The 20,329-nt window shown below is 39.7% G+C and carries 12 protein-coding genes and 3 tRNA genes; 11 read left to right on the top strand and 4 right to left on the bottom strand.

What is annotated here, in order from left to right; translation table 11 throughout:
- Positions 1-337: 337 nt before the first annotated feature.
- The 3 genes from DFQ12_RS16565 to panC form a co-directional block, all read right to left on the bottom strand.
- Positions 338-700 (bottom strand): hypothetical protein, encoded by a 363-nt coding sequence (locus DFQ12_RS16565; RefSeq protein WP_120260177.1) that lies wholly within the window; start codon positions 698-700, stop codon positions 338-340.
- A gap of 109 nt (positions 701-809) precedes the next feature.
- A complete protein-coding gene (gene panD, locus DFQ12_RS16560; protein WP_104383850.1) occupies positions 810-1,160 on the bottom strand; it encodes an aspartate 1-decarboxylase in 351 nt (116 codons plus the stop codon).
- 24 nt (positions 1,161-1,184) lie between these two features.
- Positions 1,185-2,033: a pantoate--beta-alanine ligase gene (panC, locus tag DFQ12_RS16555; protein WP_120260176.1), complete on the bottom strand. Its 849-nt coding sequence runs from the start codon at positions 2,031-2,033 to the stop codon at positions 1,185-1,187.
- 148 nt (positions 2,034-2,181) lie between these two features.
- Here panC and DFQ12_RS16550 point away from each other — a divergent pair, with 148 nt between their 5' ends.
- The 4 genes from DFQ12_RS16550 to uvrC all read left to right on the top strand — a co-directional run bounded on the left by DFQ12_RS16550 (position 2,182) and on the right by uvrC (position 8,511).
- Positions 2,182-3,000 carry a glycogen/starch synthase gene (locus tag DFQ12_RS16550; RefSeq protein ID WP_120260175.1) on the top strand — a complete coding sequence of 273 codons (819 nt, stop codon included), beginning with the start codon at positions 2,182-2,184 and terminating at the stop codon, positions 2,998-3,000.
- 445 nt (positions 3,001-3,445) lie between these two features.
- Positions 3,446-3,925: a 2-C-methyl-D-erythritol 2,4-cyclodiphosphate synthase gene (ispF, locus tag DFQ12_RS16545; protein WP_120260174.1), complete on the top strand. Its 480-nt coding sequence runs from the start codon at positions 3,446-3,448 to the stop codon at positions 3,923-3,925.
- Positions 3,926-4,211: 286 nt separating this feature from the next.
- The gene (locus tag DFQ12_RS16540) at positions 4,212-6,482 is read left to right on the top strand and encodes a transglycosylase domain-containing protein (RefSeq protein WP_120260173.1); all 2,271 of its coding nucleotides are present in this window, start codon (positions 4,212-4,214) and stop codon (positions 6,480-6,482) included.
- A 172-nt stretch (positions 6,483-6,654) separates the two neighbouring features.
- Positions 6,655-8,511 carry an excinuclease ABC subunit UvrC gene (gene uvrC, locus DFQ12_RS16535; RefSeq protein WP_120260172.1) on the top strand — a complete coding sequence of 619 codons (1,857 nt, stop codon included), beginning with the start codon at positions 6,655-6,657 and terminating at the stop codon, positions 8,509-8,511.
- Positions 8,512-8,561: 50 nt separating this feature from the next.
- Here uvrC and era read toward each other — a convergent pair whose 3' ends face one another.
- Entirely contained in the window at positions 8,562-9,440 is an 879-nt protein-coding gene (gene era, locus DFQ12_RS16530; RefSeq protein WP_120260533.1) for a GTPase Era, read from the bottom strand.
- A 115-nt stretch (positions 9,441-9,555) separates the two neighbouring features.
- Between era and DFQ12_RS16525 the strand changes: the two genes are divergently transcribed.
- The 7 genes from DFQ12_RS16525 to DFQ12_RS16495 all read left to right on the top strand — a co-directional run bounded on the left by DFQ12_RS16525 (position 9,556) and on the right by DFQ12_RS16495 (position 20,312).
- A tRNA-Met gene (locus DFQ12_RS16525) sits at positions 9,556-9,628 on the top strand.
- A 58-nt stretch (positions 9,629-9,686) separates the two neighbouring features.
- Positions 9,687-9,759 (top strand) — tRNA-Met (locus tag DFQ12_RS16520).
- 57 nt (positions 9,760-9,816) lie between these two features.
- A tRNA-Met gene (locus DFQ12_RS16515) sits at positions 9,817-9,889 on the top strand.
- 322 nt (positions 9,890-10,211) lie between these two features.
- Positions 10,212-13,376 carry a SusC/RagA family TonB-linked outer membrane protein gene (locus tag DFQ12_RS16510; RefSeq protein WP_120260171.1) on the top strand — a complete coding sequence of 1,055 codons (3,165 nt, stop codon included), beginning with the start codon at positions 10,212-10,214 and terminating at the stop codon, positions 13,374-13,376.
- Positions 13,377-13,394: 18 nt separating this feature from the next.
- Positions 13,395-15,032: a RagB/SusD family nutrient uptake outer membrane protein gene (locus DFQ12_RS16505; protein ID WP_120260170.1), complete on the top strand. Its 1,638-nt coding sequence runs from the start codon at positions 13,395-13,397 to the stop codon at positions 15,030-15,032.
- 445 nt (positions 15,033-15,477) lie between these two features.
- Complete coding sequence (locus DFQ12_RS16500; protein ID WP_120260169.1) at positions 15,478-18,549, top strand: SusC/RagA family TonB-linked outer membrane protein; 3,072 nt, start codon at positions 15,478-15,480, stop codon at positions 18,547-18,549.
- 20 nt (positions 18,550-18,569) lie between these two features.
- Entirely contained in the window at positions 18,570-20,312 is a 1,743-nt protein-coding gene (locus tag DFQ12_RS16495) for a RagB/SusD family nutrient uptake outer membrane protein (RefSeq protein WP_120260168.1), read from the top strand.
- The last annotated feature ends 17 nt before the right edge of the window (positions 20,313-20,329 follow it).

Here is a 20,329-nt window from a genome sequence, read left to right as displayed (position 1 = left end):
TGAGATCTTGGCTACACAAGCTTATAGCTCCCATAGGGTATACTTTTTTGCCTTAGGTTTGATACTCGTCTTTCGTATCTCGTCCATTGGGTTTATTGTATAGCTAGGGCATACCTTCGTCTTGAAACGTGCTAAGATGCTATGATATAAGTATATGAGCGGAATTTGTCCACTTTCTTTTTTAAAATGAAGACATCGGTTTTTGTACTTATGGTCTATTGAAACCAAAGACTTTAATTCTGTTCCAGCGAGCCTGAAAATAAATACAACGACAAGTGCTAAAAGCGTTGTCTTAACCTATTTTACTGGATGTACGTCAGAATAAAAAAGAATTGTGTTATGCTAAGCTAGGGGGCCCCCGGAGGTAATAGGGACTGCTTGTGGTGTTGGTAACTTCTGGGCAGATCGAACAATAATTCGTTAGCTGAATTTCCTTTGGTACAGGAAGCTCGAGAATAATGAAATCGGTCTGTACGTAATTGTTTTGATAAATGACATTCAGATAATCGATCTGATCGTCGGTCTCTTGAGGTTTTTCTTTCTTTGTAAAATCATAAGGGTGCGTGTGCATCACGATTTCCCCATCCGATTTTACCTCTTTGTGCATAAAAATAACACCCGAAAGAATAATCAGCGACATCAAAGCCAATTGGAATGATGCGATAAGCTGACGCAGATTTCTTGTTATTTTCGATTGCATAAAAAAGCGCTACTTGTTAGAGTAACGCTTCAAAAATACGATTTTTATTTAGCAGTATATAAGTATTCCTGATAAAATTATTATTAAGTATTGCGCATGTGGCTCAATACTATCTGATCAAATGATTGTTGTCATCCGGGAATACTAAAGACGGTTTAAACTGCTTCGCTTCCTCAAAATCCATTGTAGCATATGAAATAATAATAACAATATCGCCAACCTGCACTAGACGAGCCGCAGCTCCGTTTAGACAGATCGTACCCGATCCGCGTTGTCCTGGAATGACATAGGTTTCCAGACGGGCCCCATTGTTATTATTTACGATTTGAACTTTCTCATTAGCGATGATATTTGCAGCGTCCATCAAATCTTCATCTATCGTGATACTACCCACGTAATTCAATTCCGCCTGTGTGACTTTCACGCGGTGAATCTTGGATTTCATTACTTCTATTACCATGGCGCAAAGGTAGAGTTTTTTTTATTAAGCTAATATCATATTATCAATAAGACGGACACCTTCTACCCATGCTGTGACAAGCGCAACATGTTGCTTGCTTGGATCAATCTGTTGGACTTCTTGTAAGGAGCTGCTTTCGCAGATTGCAAAATATTCGACAGTTACTCCTGCTGTATCTGTTAAAATCGCTAACGCATTATTCTTAATTTCTTGTAATCCGGCATTGTCCGAAATATGATCTTTTACATATTGTAATGAACGGGAAAGTGCTAGGGCTTTTGTTTTTCCATCTTCGCTCAAGCGCATATTCCTTGAACTTAGCGCTAAGCCATGTTGATCCCTGATGATGGGACAGATTGCCAATTGGATTGGAAGATCTTTGATCTCGATCATGCGTTTGATGACCATCACTTGCTGAAAGTCTTTCTGTCCAAAACAGGCGATATCGGGCTGTACTAAGGTGAACAATTTATAGACCACCTGTGTTACACCCTGAAAATGACCCGGACGTTTTTCACCTTCCCAGATTTGATCCAATTCACCAAGATCAATATGCCAACTTTCATCTTGGTCGGGATACATTTCTTCTACACTTGGCATAAATAAAATGTCACAATCGACGGATTCCAATAGCTTGATGTCATTTTCAATTGGACGCGGATATTTTTCTAGGTCTTTGGGGTCATTAAACTGTGTAGGGTTAACAAAAATGCTACAAACACGAATATCACTAATGGGTTTCGCATAATCTAATAACGATAAATGTCCTTCATGAAGTGCTCCCATGGTGGGGATTAAGGCTATCTTTTTACCTGCCGAGCGTGCTTTTTGGAGATGTGCTTGGAGGGATGCTTTCGTTTTGAAAATTTCCACTTTGCTGAATAGTTTTTTGTTCGCAAAGTTGCATATTATTTTGGGAATATAAAACGATGATTGATAGTAAATTGCATGGTAAGTATTTTTTTTGTACCTTTGTAGACCGATTTTACTGTTCGAAAATAATAAATAAAAATAACTGGAGATGGCAAAAACGAAGATATTGTTTATTACTCACGAGATGTCGCCTTTCCTCGAATTAACCAAAATTTCTGAAATTACACGTCAACTGCCTCAAGCGATGCAAGAGAAGGGTTTTGAAATCCGTATCTTGATGCCTCGTTTTGGGAATATCAATGAGCGTAGAAATAGATTGCATGAGGTGATTCGTCTTTCAGGCTTGAACATTGTTGTGGATAATAATGATAATCCGCTAATTATTAAAGTAGCTTCACTGCCTGCAGCTCGGATGCAGGTGTATTTCTTGGATAACGAGGACTACTTTCAGCGTAAAAAAGTTTTTAGTGATGAGCATGGCGAATTCTTTGCAGACAATAATGAGCGTTCGGTGTTCTTCTGTAAAGGAGCGTTGGAAACTGTTAAGAAATTAGGCTGGTCGCCCGATGTAGTACACTGTCATGGCTGGTTCTCTGCTTTGGTACCTGCTTACGTGAAAACAACGTATAAAGATGATCCTACATTTAAGGATGCAAAAGTGATGTATTCTTTGTTTAACGAAGAATTTAAAGGCACATTGGGTTCAAAGTATGCTGAAATGGCGCCAGAAGGTGCTTTTAAAGCTGCAGATGCGCAAGTGTATGGCGATGGTAGTTATGAAGCAATCTATAAAGGTGCATTGCACTTTACGGATATGGTTGTCGTAGCTGATGAAAATGTCAATACGGAGATTGTTGATTTCGCGAGATCCAAAGATATTCAGGTTTTTGAGCCTAACGGTGATCAGGACTATGATGCTTTCGGAGAGGTGTATGATCAGTTCGCGCCTGAAGAAGTGGAAGCATAGACCCTTTTCTTGAGGATCTGCGTAAAACAAACAGACAATAAATTATTAAAAGGGCTATTTCATCGGAAATAGCCCTTTTGCTTTTTCTGAATTTTTTGTTTTTATTGATTCTTCCATAAGCTTACTTCGATCGGTTTATTGGCCAAAAAGAACCATTAATCGATTTTCATGACTGTTAGCGTTTGTGAAAGCATGAAGATTTTGTTTGTCGATACATTTATTACTACATCGTATTTTTACATGGACACAATGCCTGATAAAAAAACTCCATTTCAAAATATCGGCACTAAAATGGTATCTTCGTAGCAATGAACCGTCATGAGCGTAAAATAGTCCTGAGGTAATAATAGCTTATAATAAGGTGTATGGTTGTTACAGGAAAAACGGCTTAGAACGAGCTTATTTATTACGTTGAAAAGCGTATTCTCATAATAAAATTATAATAATGAAGATTAAGGTAGGATTTGGGTTTGATGTTCATCAGATAAAAGAAGGATACCCATTTATTGTTGGTGGTGTGCAGTTGGAACATCATGCTGGAGCTTTTGGTCATTCAGATGCCGATGTTTTGGTGCATGCAGTCTGTGACGCTATTTTGGGCGCAGCAAACTTAGAGGATATCGGGTACCATTTTCCCAATACAGATATGCGTTGGAAAGGGATTAGTAGCTTGCTGTTGTTGAAAGAGTGTATGGGGTTGATTCAGGCCAAAGGATATCAACTCGGTAATATTGATGCCATGCTTTGCCTTGAAGCACCCAAGATCAAACCTTATATTCCTCAAATGAAGATCAAATTAGCGGAAGTGACCGGTCTAGATATAGATGATATCTCCATTAAGGCAACGACCAACGAGACAATGGGTTTCATTGGTCGGCAAGAGGGGGTTGTCGCCTACGCTGTCTGTTTAATTGAACGGGTTTAATATCGGATAGGCAAACATTTTCATGGTTTAATGCACACTTTTGAATGAATTAGTAATACCTTTGCCATGAAGCATTCTTTGGCACACTATCTGATAGAGTGGACATTAAAATCATATTGAGGTCTATGTAAGAGGGAATAGCGAAATATCCAATTAAAAAAGGTACATACGGATCAAAAGATTGGATATTCCATGTAGCCTTTAAAAACAAAATGCAGCACATTCATAAATGCCAATGAAAACAAGCATAGGTGAATAATATTTGCACATGAAATTTAGTAAATAGATGAAACGAGTATCAAAAAAAAATCAACTTACTGAAGGCGATATTAAACGATATACGTTCAATTTTTGGAAGATCATCATTGGCATTGTAGCCCTTGGATTCCTATTTATATTGAGTATACGTCTTGGGTTATTCGGAAAATTACCTTCGTTTAGCGATTTGGAAAATCCAAAAAGCAATTTAGCGTCTGAAGTCATTACGGATGATCATAAAGTATTAGGGACTTATTATGTACAGAACCGGTCGAATGTTAAATACAGTGAATTATCGCCGTATCTGGTTAAAGCACTCGTATCTACAGAGGATAAACGGTTTTATGATCATTCAGGGATAGATTATTCCCGTACGTTTACGGTTATCTTCCATACGCTGACAGGCAATAAGCAAGGAGGAAGTACGATAACACAACAGTTGGCACTTAATCTTTTTTCTGATGGCCGTCAGAAAAACTTTCTAAAACGTATCATTCAGAAATTTCAAGAGTGGGTGACAGCGGTTCGCCTGGAAAGAAATTATACCAAGGACGAAATCGTTACGATGTACTTTAATACAGTGGATTTTGGTGCATACAATACGTTTGGGATAAAATCTGCTGCGCGGACCTATTTCAATACCACGCCAGATAAGCTGACCGCTGACCAGGCTGCACTCTTGGTCGGAATGCTGAAAGGTCCTGGTGCCTATTCGCCGGTGAGATTCCCTGAGAAATCCAAAATACGTCGTAATACGGTATTAAATAATATGGTGGCCGCCAATTTTATTTCGGCGGAAGAAGCATCTAATGCGAAGGAGAAACCACTCGGACTAGAACTCAAGATCGCAAACTATGGTGAGGGATTAGGCCCTTATTTCAGGGCGGTATTAAAAGACCAGATTAAGAAAGAATTTGCTAATCTTAAGATCGTCAGAGCTGACGGTACACCTTATGACTTAGATCGTGATGGATTAAAGATTTATACGACCATCAATATGTCGATGCAACAGTATGCTGAGGATGCCCAAAAGGAATGGATGAAGCAGCTACAGTCGAAGTTTTCGGCGCAGTGGAAAAATAGAGATCCGTTCAAAGGTGATAAAGCGAAGTTGTTGATCAGTGGAATGAAACGTTCTGATCGTTACCGCATTTTGCGCGAGGAGGGATTGAACGATGATGAGATCAAAAAAGCCTTTAATGTGAAGGTTCCGATGAATATCTTTACCTGGAAAGGCAGTAAGGATACCATGATGACCCCAATGGATTCCATTAAATACAACAAGTTGATGTTAAGGAATGCAATGATGTCCATGGAACCAAAAACAGGACATATTAAAGCTTGGGTTGGTGGTATTGATTTTGACCATTTCAAATATGATCAGGTTAAAATGGGAACACGACAAGTCGGATCTACAGCGAAGCCGTTTACTTATGCGGTCGCTATCGATAACGGCTATTCACCTTGTTATAGTATTCCGAATTACCAACAAACATACAATGGTTGGACACCAAGAGGAAATGCACAAGGAGGAAATCCAATTACTTTAGCGAAGGCATTAGCTTATTCACAAAATTTTGCAACAGCTTACCTGGTACATGAAGTAGGAGCGGCAGAGGTTGCTGCATTGACTAAACGTATGGGTATAACGAGTGACGTGCCGAATTATCCTTCCATCTCTTTGGGGGCGTACGAAGCGTCTGTTTTTGATATGGTTGGTGCTTATTCTGCTTTCGTTAACCAGGGAACCTGGATCGAACCAACAGCGATTTTACGTATTGAAGATAAAAATGGCACACCTATCTATGATAAGGCGCCGAAAGTAGTGAAAGCCTTGAATAGCGAATCTGCTTATATTATTGTGGATATGCTGAAAAAAGTGGTGTCTCAGGGTACGGCTCGACGTATTCAATGGAAATATAACCTCACTAATCCGATCGGTGGTAAAACGGGTACAACCAATGATAACTCCGATGCCTGGTTTATTGGTATCACACCAGAACTGGTCACCGGTGTCTGGACAGGGGCAGAAGACCGAGGAATCAGTTTTGACCGGATGGAATATGGGCAGGGGGCGGCCGCAGCGATGCCGGTGTTTGCTTTCTTTATGCAAAAAGTCTATAAAGATTCAAATTTAAAATATACAAAAGGTGATTTCGAACAACCTCAGGGTGGACTGACCCGTGTCATTGACTGTAACCAGTATTGGGGCGGTGGTGGCTCTGATGTCGAAGATGGATCTACAGACTCAAGTAGCAAGGAGGAGCCGAAACTCAAGGATGATCGTTTGGGATTTTAATTTTAGTATTGAGATATTAGAATTGAGTATTGAGATTTTGGTCGGACAATCTGAGGCTTACAAGCTGTCTTCACTTTCTTGTTTTGACTTTTCAGATCTGAGTATGGAGACTTTGGTTATACAAGCTTGTTTTTCAAAGATTAAAGCATAAGGGCTCTAGTTCGATAAGCCTATGGCTTATAGGCTGTGTTCGTTTTTTACTTTTAATTTTAAAGTTTTGACATTTGACTATAGAGAAGAATTAAAGAAGATACCTCATCGACCGGGAGTCTATCAATATTTTGATAAACATGATGAATTGATCTATATCGGTAAGGCGAAAGACCTTCGTAACCGAGTAGGGTCATATTTTGTCAATGAAAATCAGTTGAATGGTAAGACCCGTGTTTTGGTTCGTAAGATCAATCGTATTTCTTTTACTATAGTAGATACCGAAATTGATGCTTGGTTGCTTGAGAATTCACTAATCAAGAAACATAAGCCAAAATATAATGTTATGCTCAAAGATGACAAGACCTATCCATGGATTGTCATCAAGAACGAACCCTTTCCTCGTGTTTTTTGGACCAGGCAATACATTAAGGACGGCTCCCGTTATTATGGGCCGTATCCTTCTGTAAGTATGATGCATATCGTACTGGATCTGATCCGTGAGTTATTTCCACTTCGGACATGTAACCTTGCGCTTACGCAGGAGAATATCCGAAAAGGAAAATTTAAGATTTGTCTTGAATATCAGATTGGGAATTGTAAAGGGCCTTGTGAAGGCTATCAGTCGGAGGAAGATTATGATCAAAATTTGAGCGATATTAAGGATATTTTAAATGGTAAGATTTCTGTCGTCACCAATAGGTTAAAGGAAGGTATCGCAGCAGCAGCAGCTTCACTGGATTTTGAACGAGCACAATTGATTAAAGCGAAACTCGATAAACTGGATAATTATCAGAGTAAATCGACCGTAGTTAATTCTTCGATTACCAATGTGGATGTATTTAGTATCGCCTCGGATGAGGGATATGCCTTTGTGAATTATCTGAAGGTAATGAATGGTGTTATTATTCAGACACAGACGCTGGAAATGAAGCGCCGTTTGGACGAGAGCGAGCAGGAATTGCTGTCACTGGCGATACCTGAAATACGGGAACGGTTCAAAAGTCTGTCGCGGGAGATTATTGTTCCGTTTGAACTGGATATTGAGGAAAACGAGCGGATACGTTTTACGATTCCCAAACTGGGCGAGAAGAAAAAGTTGTTGGAACTGTCTCAGAAAAATGTGGCTTTTTTCAGAAAAGAGCGCCTGTTGCAATATGAAAAGCTGAATCCGGATATTCGTACGGAACGTATTTTAAAACAAATGCAGAAAGATCTCCGTATGAATGTGTTGCCACAACATATCGAGTGTTTTGATAACTCTAATATCCAGGGAAATTATCCCGTCTCGGCGATTGTGGTGTTTAAAGATGCAAAACCTTCCAAAAAAGATTATAGACATTTTAATGTGAAAACTGTGGAGGGGCCAAATGATTTTGCGACCATGGAGGAGGCTGTTTTTAGACGTTACAGGAGATTATTGGACGAAGATCAGCCGTTACCACAATTGATTATTATCGACGGTGGTAAGGGGCAATTAGGCGCAGCATTGAAGAGTTTGCGTTTATTGGGGATAGAACGTAAGGTAACTGTGATCGGTATCGCCAAGCGACTGGAAGAACTTTTCTATCCCGGAGATCAATATCCGCTGTATTTAGATAAGAAATCGGAAACCTTAAAAATAATCCAGCATCTGCGTGACGAGGCTCACCGCTTTGGCATCACTTTTCACCGTAATCAGCGTAGCAGGAAGACCTTTGTCTCTGAGTTGGAAAATATTCCGGGAATTGGAAAGACAACCGTGGAAAAAGTATTGACCGAATTTAAATCGGTAAAAAGGGTGAAAGAAGCTTCAGATGAGGACCTAAAAAAAGTGCTTAATCTGAAACAGATTAAAGCACTTCGTGTATATTTTAGTGAAACGAGCTTATCGAGCTAAGACTTGCACAACCAGAATCTCAATACTCAATACGATCTACTCAGTACTAATTAATCGTCGTAGCCAAAACGTTTAAGGTAGTTCTTTTTGCTTCTCCAATCAGGGATTACCTTAACGAAGAGTTCCAAGAAAACCTTTCCGTTGATAAATTCTTCGATATCCTGGCGGGCATAGGTGCCTACTTTCTTAATCATAGCACCAGCTTTGCCTATAATAATGTTTTTTTGTGAATCACGTTCGACAATAATTTCTGCAGCAATGCGGGTGATATTTGCTTCCTCTTTGTAGGATGTAACAATGACTTCGGTACTGTAAGGAATTTCTTTATCATATAATTTGAATACTTTCTCGCGGATCATCTCAGAAACAAAGAAGCGCATGGACTTGTCTGTCAGTTCATCTTTTTCGTAGTAAGCTTCATGGATCGGCAACTTATCTTTGATGTACTGCATGACAGCGGCTACATTATGATCCAATTTGGCTGAAATAGCAAAGATTGTATCTGGATTTAGTTTCTCTTGCCAGAATTCGATTTTGGCTTTTACTTCTTCTTCAGAAGATTTATCTATTTTGTTGATCAGAACAGCTACTGGAGAGTTCGTCTTACGCAGTTTTTCCAATACGTCATTCTCATCGTATTTCTCGTGGATATCAGTCACAAATAAAATAATGTCCGCATCAATAAGCGATCCCTGGACAAAATTCATCATTGATTCCTGTAGAGAATAGTTTGGTTTGATGACGCCCGGTGTGTCGGAAAACACAATTTGATGGTCTTCATCGTTTACAATACCGATAATGCGGTGTCTTGTCGTTTGCGCTTTAGGTGTGATGATAGACATCTTTTCACCTACTAAAGCGTTCATTAGGGTGGACTTACCAGCATTTGGCTTTCCGATGATACTTACGAATCCTGCTTTATGTGACATTTTTCTAAATTTTATTAGGATTACAAAGAAACAAAATATATCTTTGTACTCCAATTCGGAAGGATCATAATCTTGTTTTTTCAAAAGAAAAAAGCAATTTTGTTCAAAAATATATTGCGGGGTGGAGCAGTTGGTAGCTCGTCGGGCTCATAACCCGAAGGTCACTAGTTCGAGTCTGGTCCCCGCTACTAAAGGAGAGAGCCGGTTTGCAATGACCGGTTCTTTTTAAAGAAATTAAAAATACATTGCGGGGTGGAGCAGTTGGTAGCTCGTCGGGCTCATAACCCGAAGGTCACTAGTTCGAGTCTGGTCCCCGCTACTAAAGGAGAGAGCCGGTTGCAATGACCGGTTCTTTTTAAAGAAATCAAAAATACATTGCGGGGTGGAGCAGTTGGTAGCTCGTCGGGCTCATAACCCGAAGGTCACTAGTTCGAGTCTGGTCCCCGCTACTAAAAGAAAAAGCCGAGGTGAAAACCTTGGCTTTTCTCATTTTATTCCTCGCTCACATGCTGATGCAGCTATTATTTTCTTTATCTCATCCCGTTGAATAAGCCATGGCTCGCATTGTCCTATTTTTGAAGATGATCTCAAATAAGGATATTAGATCAATTTGTTGCAATTGGATGCTTATGCAATCGTTTGTCCAATTAGCGCAATCGATTTCGTTTCCTAAGAATTATGAGATCTTCCTATCTTCTTTATAGCTTTAGCATTCATGTACCTAAATCTGATTAGAAAACTAATCAATTTAAAAACTAACTATTAGATATTATGATCTCAAAGATTCTTGGTAATCAAAAGCTAAGTCTGTTATCTTTAACGCTCTTATTTGCAGGTGTGAATGCCTCGAATGCGGGAGAGTTAAGCTACTCCCACAGTCTAGTTTTGAATAATACCATCTACCAACAAAAAGTAACCGGGAAAGTGCAAGGAACTGAAGGTCCGTTAGCAGGGGTTACCATTACAGTGAAAGGGAGCTCACGTTCCACATCAACGGATTCGAACGGTCAGTTTAGCATTGAAGCTAAAACGGGTGATGTATTACTTGTAAAGAGCATCGGTTATAAACCGCAGGAAATTACTGTTTCAGGTTCTGTTGTAACGATTGATCTGGTCTCAGAGAATGAGGCATTGGAAGAAGTTGTTGTTGTTGCCTATGGAACGCAAAAGAAAGCGAATTTGACCGGATCTGTGGCGACGATTACACCAAAACAGCTTGCTGATCGACCTGTGACTTCCCTGCAGAACGCATTGCAAGGTATTTCTCCGGGGATAACCGTATTGAATCGACCTGGGGAAGTTAGAAAAGGTAGCACTGGTTCTTCATCAAATGCGGGGTCCATTACGGTAAGGGGGCGTACGAATCTGAGTTCACCATCACCCATGTTTATTATCGACGGGATTCCCGCGACAAGTGCCGAATTTTCAGCATTGAGCCCTAACGACATATCAAGCATGTCTGTTTTGAAAGATGCGGCCTCAGCTTCACTCTACGGTTCTAGAGCGGCGAATGGTGTTATCTTGATCACGACCAAACGCGGTGGTGGTGAAAGGGCAGTTATCGGCTTTAATGCCAATTATGGATTTCAACGGGCGAGTTTCCTACCGAAGTTTGCCGATGCTGTTACCTATGCCGAGTTGTATAACCGAGCAATGGTTAATGTCGGGAAAACGCCCACTTTCAAACCAGAGGTGATTGAGAAATTCAAAAACCAATCTGAGCCAGATTATTATCCCAATAATGACTGGTACGATCAGGTGTTAAGGCATACGGCCCCACAACGTGATTTTGGCTTAAATGTTAGTGCACCAGGTAAAATAACAAATTATTATTTGGGTCTAAATTACTTCGATCAACAGTCGTTAACACCGGGAAGTAAGCAGGATCGTATCAATATGAAACTCAATACCAATACGACAGTTGTCAAAGATCTTCTAACATTTAATACCAATATCTCTTTTTTAAAACAGGATTATGATCGGGTCGGAAGCCCAATTAGTTGGACGGAAATGGGTAGAGCTTTACCATTTACGGTAATCAAGCATTCCGATGGTTCTTGGGGTTCGATCTCCAATGGTGCCGCAAATGCGACCATTGCAAAAAACAATCAATTGCGAGCACTTACTGAAGGAGGACGGGGCAATAATAGAGATAATTACTTGCAATTAGCGGCTAATGCGTCATTGACTCCACTCGAAGGGCTTTCTATCGATGGGGCAATGTCGTTAAAGTATACCAATACAAATTCTTTCGATTTTATTAACCGTACTGACCCTGTTATTAATTTTGTTAGCAAACAGCCGATGAATTCAACAGCCAATCCGATCAATGAGCTGAAAGAGTATTGGGGTAAACGCCAGGAGTTGCTTTTGCAAGGAACGGTTAACTATGAACGTAGATTTGATGATCACTTCGGAAAAGTTACTGTCGGCGCGTCACAGGAGTCAAATGTGTATCGAGAAGCGTTTTTAGGCAGACAAAATTTTGTCAGTAATGATGCATCAACAATTATTAACGGTAGTTCAGGCCAAATCAGTAAGGATGATACCGGTTTAGCTAACCGTACAACACAAGATGAATGGGCATTACGTTCTGTATTTGGCCGTTTCAATTACGCCTATAAAGATAAGTACCTTTTGGAAGCAAATCTACGGATGGATTATTCTTCCCGATTTGCACCAGAAATCCGAAGGGCAACATTTCCTTCCTTTTCTGCCGGCTGGAATATCAATAAGGAGTCGTTTATGGAGAATGTCAAATGGGTTGACCTTTTGAAATTGCGTGGATCCTATGGTTCGTTAGGGAATCAAGATGCAGTTGCTATTGGCAATTATTTTAATCTTCTTGATCGTCTTTCAGCCTATAACTTTAACGGAAATGCAGTCGATGGCCTTGAACAGTTATACGGTTCGAATCGTTTGGCACTGTGGGAGAAAGTAACAATGAGCAATGTTGGGATTGATGCAACATTCTTAGGCGGGAAGTTTAATTTAGTAGCCGATTATTTTGTTAAAAAATCGGACGATATTTTGCTACAACCTGCAAGCTTATCAACATACGGATTTGAGAAAAAATATACCCCTTATTATAACCAGGGAGTTACCCAAAATAAGGGGATAGAGATTTCATTGACCTATAACGGTAAAATTGGCGATGAGTTTACCTACTCGGTATCGGGAAATGTCTCAAAAATCAAAAATGAGATTCTTTCCTTAGGTGATGTCAATGAAATTGTGGACAGTTATTATATCAATCGTGTAGGCGGATCAGTTGGTGATTATTACGGTTATAAATCAGCGGGTCTGTTTACGAGTGAGGCTGAAATTAAAGCGCACGCAGATCAAAAAGATCTTGGCAGTCCGACCAAGATTGGTGATGTCAAATATGTCGATATTAACGGTGACAAAATAATCGATGCGAAAGACCGTACCATTCTTGGTAATGATGTACCTTGGTTCAACTACGGTTTCAATGTGCGTGCCGCCTATAAGAATTTTGACCTTGATGTCCTGACTTATGGTGTTGGGGGGGTAAAAACTTACCTGGATAATGAAGCATCTTTTCCATTCTTCAATGGAGCCAATATTAAGAGAAACTGGGTAGACGGTTGGTCTGAGGAGAATAATAAAGCAGACGCTCCTTTTCCACGGGTCACCTTAACAGGGGATGCACAACAAAATTACAGGACATCTGATTTCTGGCTGTTCAGCGGGAATTATTTTAGAATTCGTGCCATTACTGTCGGATATACCTTTCCGAAAGAGTTGCTGACTTCTATGAAAATGTCCCAATTGCGCCTTTTTGCGTCTTCTACCAATCCATTTACTTTTATGGCAGACAAACGTTTGGGTGATTATGATCCTGAAACAGGTTCGGGAAGAGCGAGTTATCCTGGGGTAAAAACATTCTCAGTAGGTTTGACGGCTAAGTTTTAATTTTTTAATACAAAAGAAATGAAAAGAAATTTAATATACCCATTAATGGCAGCAACGCTTTTATTTGGTGCATGCTCGAAGGATTTTTTAGATCGTATTCCAGTAAATAAAACAGCTGAAGAGGATTTTTGGCGAACTGAAAATGATGTGAAATTGGCTGTCAATGCAGTGTATGGTAAGTTGTCGGATGGTATGTATAGTGATGGTGCTTCTGATCTGGTACACGCGCAATATCCTTGGGAGAGTCCTTCAACGGATATTTCATCCGGATCGGTAACAACGGCACTAAATGCAGGCTGGGATTATATTCCAATCCGTACTTGTAATTATTTTTTGGATAATGTCGATAAGGCAACCATGGATGCCGCATTGAAAGAACGTTATAAAGCAGAGGTACGCTTTATCCGAGCTTATTTATACATCCCTATGGTGGAGAGATTTGGTGATATTCCTTTGGTAACGAAAGTTTTGACCAGAGAAGAATCCAATGTGCCACGTAATGCAAAAAGTGAGGTGCTGGAATTCTTATACAGCGAGTTGCAGGATATTTCTACAAAATTACCTGCTTCGTACAGTTCTGATGATAAGGGACGGATAACAAAGGGGGCTGCATTGGCACTAAAAGCACGCCTTTATTTATTTGAAAATAACTGGGAAAAGGCTGCAGCTACAGCAAAAGAAGTTATGGGATTAGGGTACTCTTTGTTCAAAGCAGGGACTGAATCAGAGTTGGATAAAAAAGATAACTATAGTACATTTGTTGATTTTGATAATGTCGCGGATGAAAGTAAATTTAGATTGGGTTTAAGAAGCTACGAGGGAGTATTTGAATCAGAGAACGAAGGAAATTCTGAAGTGATTCTGGATCGTCAATATATTGAGATCACACAAAGCCAGCTTAATAATACGTTTTTAATGGAAGGCTCGGTGGGTGGCTGGAGCTCCCTGACACCGACACAAAACCTGGTAAATTTATATCCGAGCTATAAGACAGGGCAGCCTGTGGGAACGATCACACCAGCTGTTCGGGCGGCAAATTATGCAAAAGCTGATAAAGCGGATTTCGTAAAGGAATTCAAAAATCGGGACCCACGTTTCTACGCATCCATTTTGTTCGAAACCGCACCTTGGAACGCTTTGACACCTGAAGGTGGTTATAAATTTGCTTGGCAGAGCGGGAAATCGAATATGTCCCAGACGGGGTATAATTTCCGCAAATTGGTTGATCCAGCCTCAAATAGACGCCAGCTGGATTCTTATGCCAATATTATTTTGCTGCGCTATGCAGAGATACTATTGACCTATGCGGAAGCACAGAATGAGGTATCTGGACCAGATGCGACTGTTTACGATGCCCTGGATCAAATCCGTGTCAGAGCAGGAATGGCTAAGGTGGATCGTACGATCTATGCCACAAAAGCTAAATTAAGAGAATTGATCCGCAATGAAAGAGCCATTGAATTGGTGCTTGAAGGTTCACGTTATTACGATATACGCCGTTGGAAGACAGCACCAGATGTGATGAAAAATATCTACAGTATCAGTAACGGCCTAGCTCAGGAGCGTGCTTGGACTGAGCGGTTGTATTTAATGCCAGTACCTCAAAGTGAGATGGATTTATCTTATGGTGTATTGACTCAAAATAAAGGTTATTAATCTCCGACAAATGATTTAATCGTAGGGCCCTTTCTTTACTGGAAGGGCCCTATTGTTTTTAATATCCTTTTTTTGATTTTCCCAGTCGTTGTTCAGAACTTTGTGCGATAGAGTTTTCTGGATCACCCTTGATTTTTGTATATACGCTCAGGTATTAGGAGTTTTCTCGTTCGCGTTACATGCTCGTATTATTTATTGTATTTCATGATGTTAAATGTACCATGGATTTATATAGTTTGTAAATCCAGTTTTGAAGGTCAAGTATACTGGAGAAATAGTGATGCTACAACTGTATGTTTATGCAATCGTTTGTTTGAAATAGCGCAATCGATTTCGTTGTTGTTTAATTTTGATATCCCCATATCTTATTCTAGTTTTAGCATTCATGTACCTAAATTTTGATTAGCAAGCTAATCAATTTTTAAACTCTAACTATTAAAATATTATGATTTCAAAGATTCTCGACAATCACAAGTTGAGTCTGTTATCATTAGCTTTACTCATAACAAGTACACATAACCAAGCTAATGCTAATGGTCTTAAATTTCCAGACCGTAATATTCTGTTGAAAAATGCTGTTTTTCAGCAGAAAGTAAACGGAAAAGTGCAGTCTACAGACGGTCCGCTGGCGGGCGCAACAATTCGTGTTAAAGGTACATCACGTTCTACTTCGGCTGGAGCAGATGGTAGTTTCAATATCGAAGCAAAGAACGGGGATGTTTTAGTGATCAATAGCATCGGTTACAAGACACAGGAAGTGACTGTAACAGGTGCGGTGGTCAATATCAACATGGAGTCCAATAACGAGGCGCTAGAAGAAGTTGTTATTGTTGGTTATGGAACACAACAAAAAAAGGAGAGTTTGACTGGGGCATTGCAAACTGTGCAAGGCAACAAGTTGCGAGATGTAACTACGCCTTCGGTTGAGAATATGTTGAATGGTAAAGCTGCTGGCGTATATGTTGCACCGGGAACGGGACGACCAGGGACTAGAGGAGGTGTGGTCATTCGTGGGCAAGCATCCTTAAGCGGGACAACAAGTCCATTATGGGTGATTAACGGTGTTATTGTAGGATCAGCTCCTGGAGATCTAAATCCGGATGATATCGCTTCAATGACTGTGTTGAAAGATGCAGCATCAACGTCGATTTATGGTTCTCAAGGGGCAAACGGTGTTATTATTGTCACAACTAAAAATCCGACTGCGCAACCTTTAGCAATCAATGTTTCTACAAAAATGGGTTTTACTGAGTTGACTAATGGAAATATGCAGATGATGGACGGGGCTGAGCTCTATGATTATTATGCTTCGTTCGCTAATCCAAGTGCCATTAGTTTTCCAAGATGGAATCCTGAATTGCGCAACAGTAATTTCGATTGGTGGAAAGTTGCTACCAAAAAAGGCTTTATCCAAAACCACAATATATCTTTACAGGGAGGAAGTGAAAAAATACAATCTTATCTGTCTTTAGGTTACTATAATGAACTTGGTGCTGTGAAGGGCTATGAATATGATCGTTATAATTTTCGATTTAATACAAATTATAAACCTACCGATTGGTTAACAATAAAGCCTTCTGTGGTTGGAGCAAAGCGTTCAGTTGATGACCGCCAGTACTCGACAGGAGCAATGTATGTTAATCTTCCTTGGGATAGCCCTTATGATGCCAATGGAAATTTGGTGCCACATCGATATAGTGGTTGGGTGAATGGTTCACAAACGAATTATTTGTACGATTTGCAATGGAACAAATCGGCTAATACCAATTACGAGTTTATGGGGAATTTGGACTTTGATGTGAAGATTACAGATTGGTTAACTTTTTCTTCAATCAACAACTATAGGTATAATAGTTACTCTTCAAGCGAGTATACTGATCCAAGGTCAAATGGTGGTCTAAATGTTCAGGGAAGGATTGGTGACTATAGGTCTGAATATGCTCGGAGATATACGAATCAAGTCTTACGTTTTAACAAGACCTGGGGTAAACATGCTTTAAACGGTATTGCTGCTTATGAATTTAATGACTATTGGAGTAAAACCTTGGATGTCTATGGTAAGGGGATTGTGCCTGGAATTGAGGTGCTTAATGCCGCGGCAGTTCCCGAAAAAACAAAAGGTGGAATTTCAGAATGGGCAACTCAATCCTACTTGACTAATGCTAATTATGCCTACGACAATAAGTACATGGCGCAAGTGTCTTTTAGAAGAGATGGTGCTTCAAATTTTGGGACAAACGCTAAATACGCAAATTTTTTCTCTGTCTCTGGAGGCTGGAATATCAATCGTGAGGATTGGTTCAAGGCAGATTGGGTAGATAATTTAAAATTACGTGCAGCTTATGGCTCTGTCGGAAATAGACCGACATCTTTGTATCCACAGTTTAATTTATATTCAGTCTCTAGCAATGCGTCATATAATGGTGTACCGGGTGTATTAATTGATCAAATTGGGAACAAGGATCTAACTTGGGAGCAAACCTATACTTTAGGAGGAGGATTGGATGCTGCTTTTTTTAAGAATAGGCTTCGTTTGAACGTGGATGTTTACAATAAGAAAACGGATAATATTCTTTACCTCGTCCCAATTAGTGGTTTGACGGGAGTTACTCGTGTATGGAAAAACGTTGGTAAAATGACAAATAAAGGGATTGAATTAACTATCGGTGGCGACATTATTCGTTCAAATGATTTGACATGGAGTCTTGATGTTAATCTTGGTCATAATACAAATAGATTAACTAATTTATTCCCTTCTCGTGATGAGGCAGGTAACTTAGTTGCTAAACCACTCTTTGTTAGCGATGGTATAAACATCGCAGGATCAGCCGAGAAAATTTTGGAAATTGGTACTCCAATCGATACTTATTTTATGCGTGAATGGGCGGGCGTAAATGTTGATGATGGGAAACCGATGTGGTATAAGACTGTGAAAGATGCGGATGGTAATGATACCAGGACAACGACATCAAATTATGGAGAAGCAGGTCTTTATAAAGTTGGTCGATCTAATCCTAAACTTTTTGGAGGATTTAATACAACTGTGACTTATAAACAGTTTGACCTAAGTGCTGTTTTTGGATATTCACTTGGAGGCCGGACGTACAATTATGCCCGTCAAGAATATGATTCAGATGGTGCTTACAATGATAGAAATCAAATGAAATTGATTGATGGTTGGAATCGTTGGGAAAAACCAGGTGATGTTGCTACACATCCAGTTGCTAGATTTGGTAATACAGATAATGGGAACAAGGTTTCATCTCGATATTTGGAAAAGAACGATTTCTTAAGAATGCGTTCTTTAACACTGGGTTATAACTTCAAACTTGAAAAATATAAAGTCAAAAACTTAAGAGTCTATTTTGCTGGTGAAAACTTATTTACTTGGACAAAATACTCGGGTGTTGATCCAGAAACGACCATTAACGATGACGGTGTTGTGATGGGAACTGCTGGGCCATCAATTTATCCGGCGACTAAGAAATTTATGTTCGGAGCTAATTTGACTTTTTAAACATTGATGTGGATATAATAATGAAAAGAATAATATTTTCAATACTGATTGCGAGTGCTGTGGCATCTTGTAATATTGATAGGAATCCGTATGGTTCTATGGATTCTGATTTAGTAACCCAGAATCCAGAGGGAAATTTAGGGGCATTGATGAATGGTACATATGGACAGTTGAAAGCATGGTCTGACCCTATGCATCGTCTCGGAGAGTATGCTGGTGATAACATGATGATTAGGGGGGCTTCAACAGATGCTTTTTTCGAGTTTATTTCTTATGAGCGGACTCCGAACAATGGTCGTTTACAGACTTTTTGGGATGCTGGGTATAAAGCCGTTGCACAGGCCTCTAATATTATTAAATTGGTGAAAGAGGGGCAAAGTGTAGAAATTGATAATCAATTGGGTGAATGTTATTACATCCGTGGGATGATGTATTTTTATCTTTGTCGTGCTTTTGGTAAGCCATATTACCAGAATCCAGAAACTAATTTGGGAGTGCCTATTGTGAATGGCACACCGGATGACGTAATTAACGATCTTAATCTGCCGGACCGTTCTACGGTAAAACAAACCTATGAACAAGCGATAAGTGACTTGAAAAAGGCTGAGTCTCTGATGACAATGGATAAAAAGGCCGTTTTTGCTTCAAAAGAGGCTGCTCAAGCAATGCTTTCCCGAGTGTATTTGTATATGAGCGGTACTTATAAAAAGCCTAATGCGGAGTATGCGCGCCTTTCAGTTGAATATGCAGATAAGGTTATTAATTCAGGTAAATATATCTTGTTATCTCGAGACCAATTTATGAAATATAATACGTTTAGACCTGAAGATAATAAGGAAACTATTTTCGCAATTAAACGTGTCGCTTCAGAATTTTCAGGTTCAGATCATTACTATGGTATTGGTGGTATGTATTCGAATATTGGTGGCATGGGCTGGGGTGAAATGTACGCGAGTGCTAAGTACATTAGCCTTTTGAATGAGACTGGCCGAAATGATTGGCGTCCGGGGCATTTGAACATTGTTGATGCCAGAGCTGCTTTTATCGAACCGACATATTCGAAAGATCAAAATAGTGGAAACTACACAGAGGTCTTTAGATTTATTAAGTATGAGGAGACTAGGGATAAACAAGGTAACTTAGTGAGAGCTAATAAATATGTCCAAGCTCCAATTACAAGGACTGGGAATATTATTACGTGTAAAGATGGTATTGAGACTTATACTTTAACTCCAAAAAATGCGCAGGAGGGAAGTTATACAATCAGTTATAAAGATGGTAAAACTTACGATGGTTATATTGATTATTTCATTACGTTAAATGGTGGTCATCCACAATTCTATATCGTAAAATGCTCACGTGAGGGGGAAGACTCGCAGTTGCATTCTCCCGTAATAAGTCGTTTAGGAGAAGTGTATTTAAATCGAGCAGAAGCCAATGCCAAATTAGGTAATTACGGGGCTGCTTTAACTGATTTGAATTTAATTCGTACACGATCTATAGTAAATGGCGCATACCAAAATCTAGATGCATCTAATGCTAATAAATTGATCGACCGAGAACGTCAATTAGAGTTGGCTTATCAGGCGGAAAGAAGTTATGATGTCTTTAGAAATGGGGAGGAGCTCGTGAGAGAATATCCTGGTCCTCATAACCAGTACCGTAACATTCCTGCAACGGATTATCGGGTGACATATTTTATTCCTCAGACAGCAATCAATTCGTATCCTGGGGTATTGACTCAGAATCCAACGTCTAACTAGACGAATATTCATAATTT

It is taken from the genome of Sphingobacterium detergens (genome assembly GCF_003610355.1).
GTDB lineage: Bacteria > Bacteroidota > Bacteroidia > Sphingobacteriales > Sphingobacteriaceae > Sphingobacterium > Sphingobacterium detergens.
The sequence above is the reverse complement of the archived record's forward strand: the minus strand, read 5'-3'. Positions and strand labels throughout refer to the sequence as shown.

What these genes read in the sequence shown, in the direction of transcription:
- era (WP_120260533.1), bottom strand. Translation starts at nt 9,440, where the DNA reads ATGTCACATAAAGCAGGATTCGTAAGTATCATCGGAAAGCCAAATGCT.
- DFQ12_RS16510 (WP_120260171.1), top strand. Translation starts at nt 10,212, where the DNA reads ATGATCTCAAAGATTCTTGGTAATCAAAAGCTAAGTCTGTTATCTTTA.
- DFQ12_RS16495 (WP_120260168.1), top strand. Translation starts at nt 18,570, where the DNA reads ATGAAAAGAATAATATTTTCAATACTGATTGCGAGTGCTGTGGCATCT.
- panD (WP_104383850.1), bottom strand. Translation starts at nt 1,160, where the DNA reads ATGGTAATAGAAGTAATGAAATCCAAGATTCACCGCGTGAAAGTCACA.
- DFQ12_RS16500 (WP_120260169.1), top strand. Translation starts at nt 15,478, where the DNA reads ATGATTTCAAAGATTCTCGACAATCACAAGTTGAGTCTGTTATCATTA.
- uvrC (WP_120260172.1), top strand. Translation starts at nt 6,655, where the DNA reads ATGGCTTATAGGCTGTGTTCGTTTTTTACTTTTAATTTTAAAGTTTTG.
- DFQ12_RS16540 (WP_120260173.1), top strand. Translation starts at nt 4,212, where the DNA reads ATGAAACGAGTATCAAAAAAAAATCAACTTACTGAAGGCGATATTAAA.
- DFQ12_RS16550 (WP_120260175.1), top strand. Translation starts at nt 2,182, where the DNA reads ATGGCAAAAACGAAGATATTGTTTATTACTCACGAGATGTCGCCTTTC.
- DFQ12_RS16505 (WP_120260170.1), top strand. Translation starts at nt 13,395, where the DNA reads ATGAAAAGAAATTTAATATACCCATTAATGGCAGCAACGCTTTTATTT.
- ispF (WP_120260174.1), top strand. Translation starts at nt 3,446, where the DNA reads ATGAAGATTAAGGTAGGATTTGGGTTTGATGTTCATCAGATAAAAGAA.
- DFQ12_RS16565 (WP_120260177.1), bottom strand. Translation starts at nt 700, where the DNA reads ATGCAATCGAAAATAACAAGAAATCTGCGTCAGCTTATCGCATCATTC.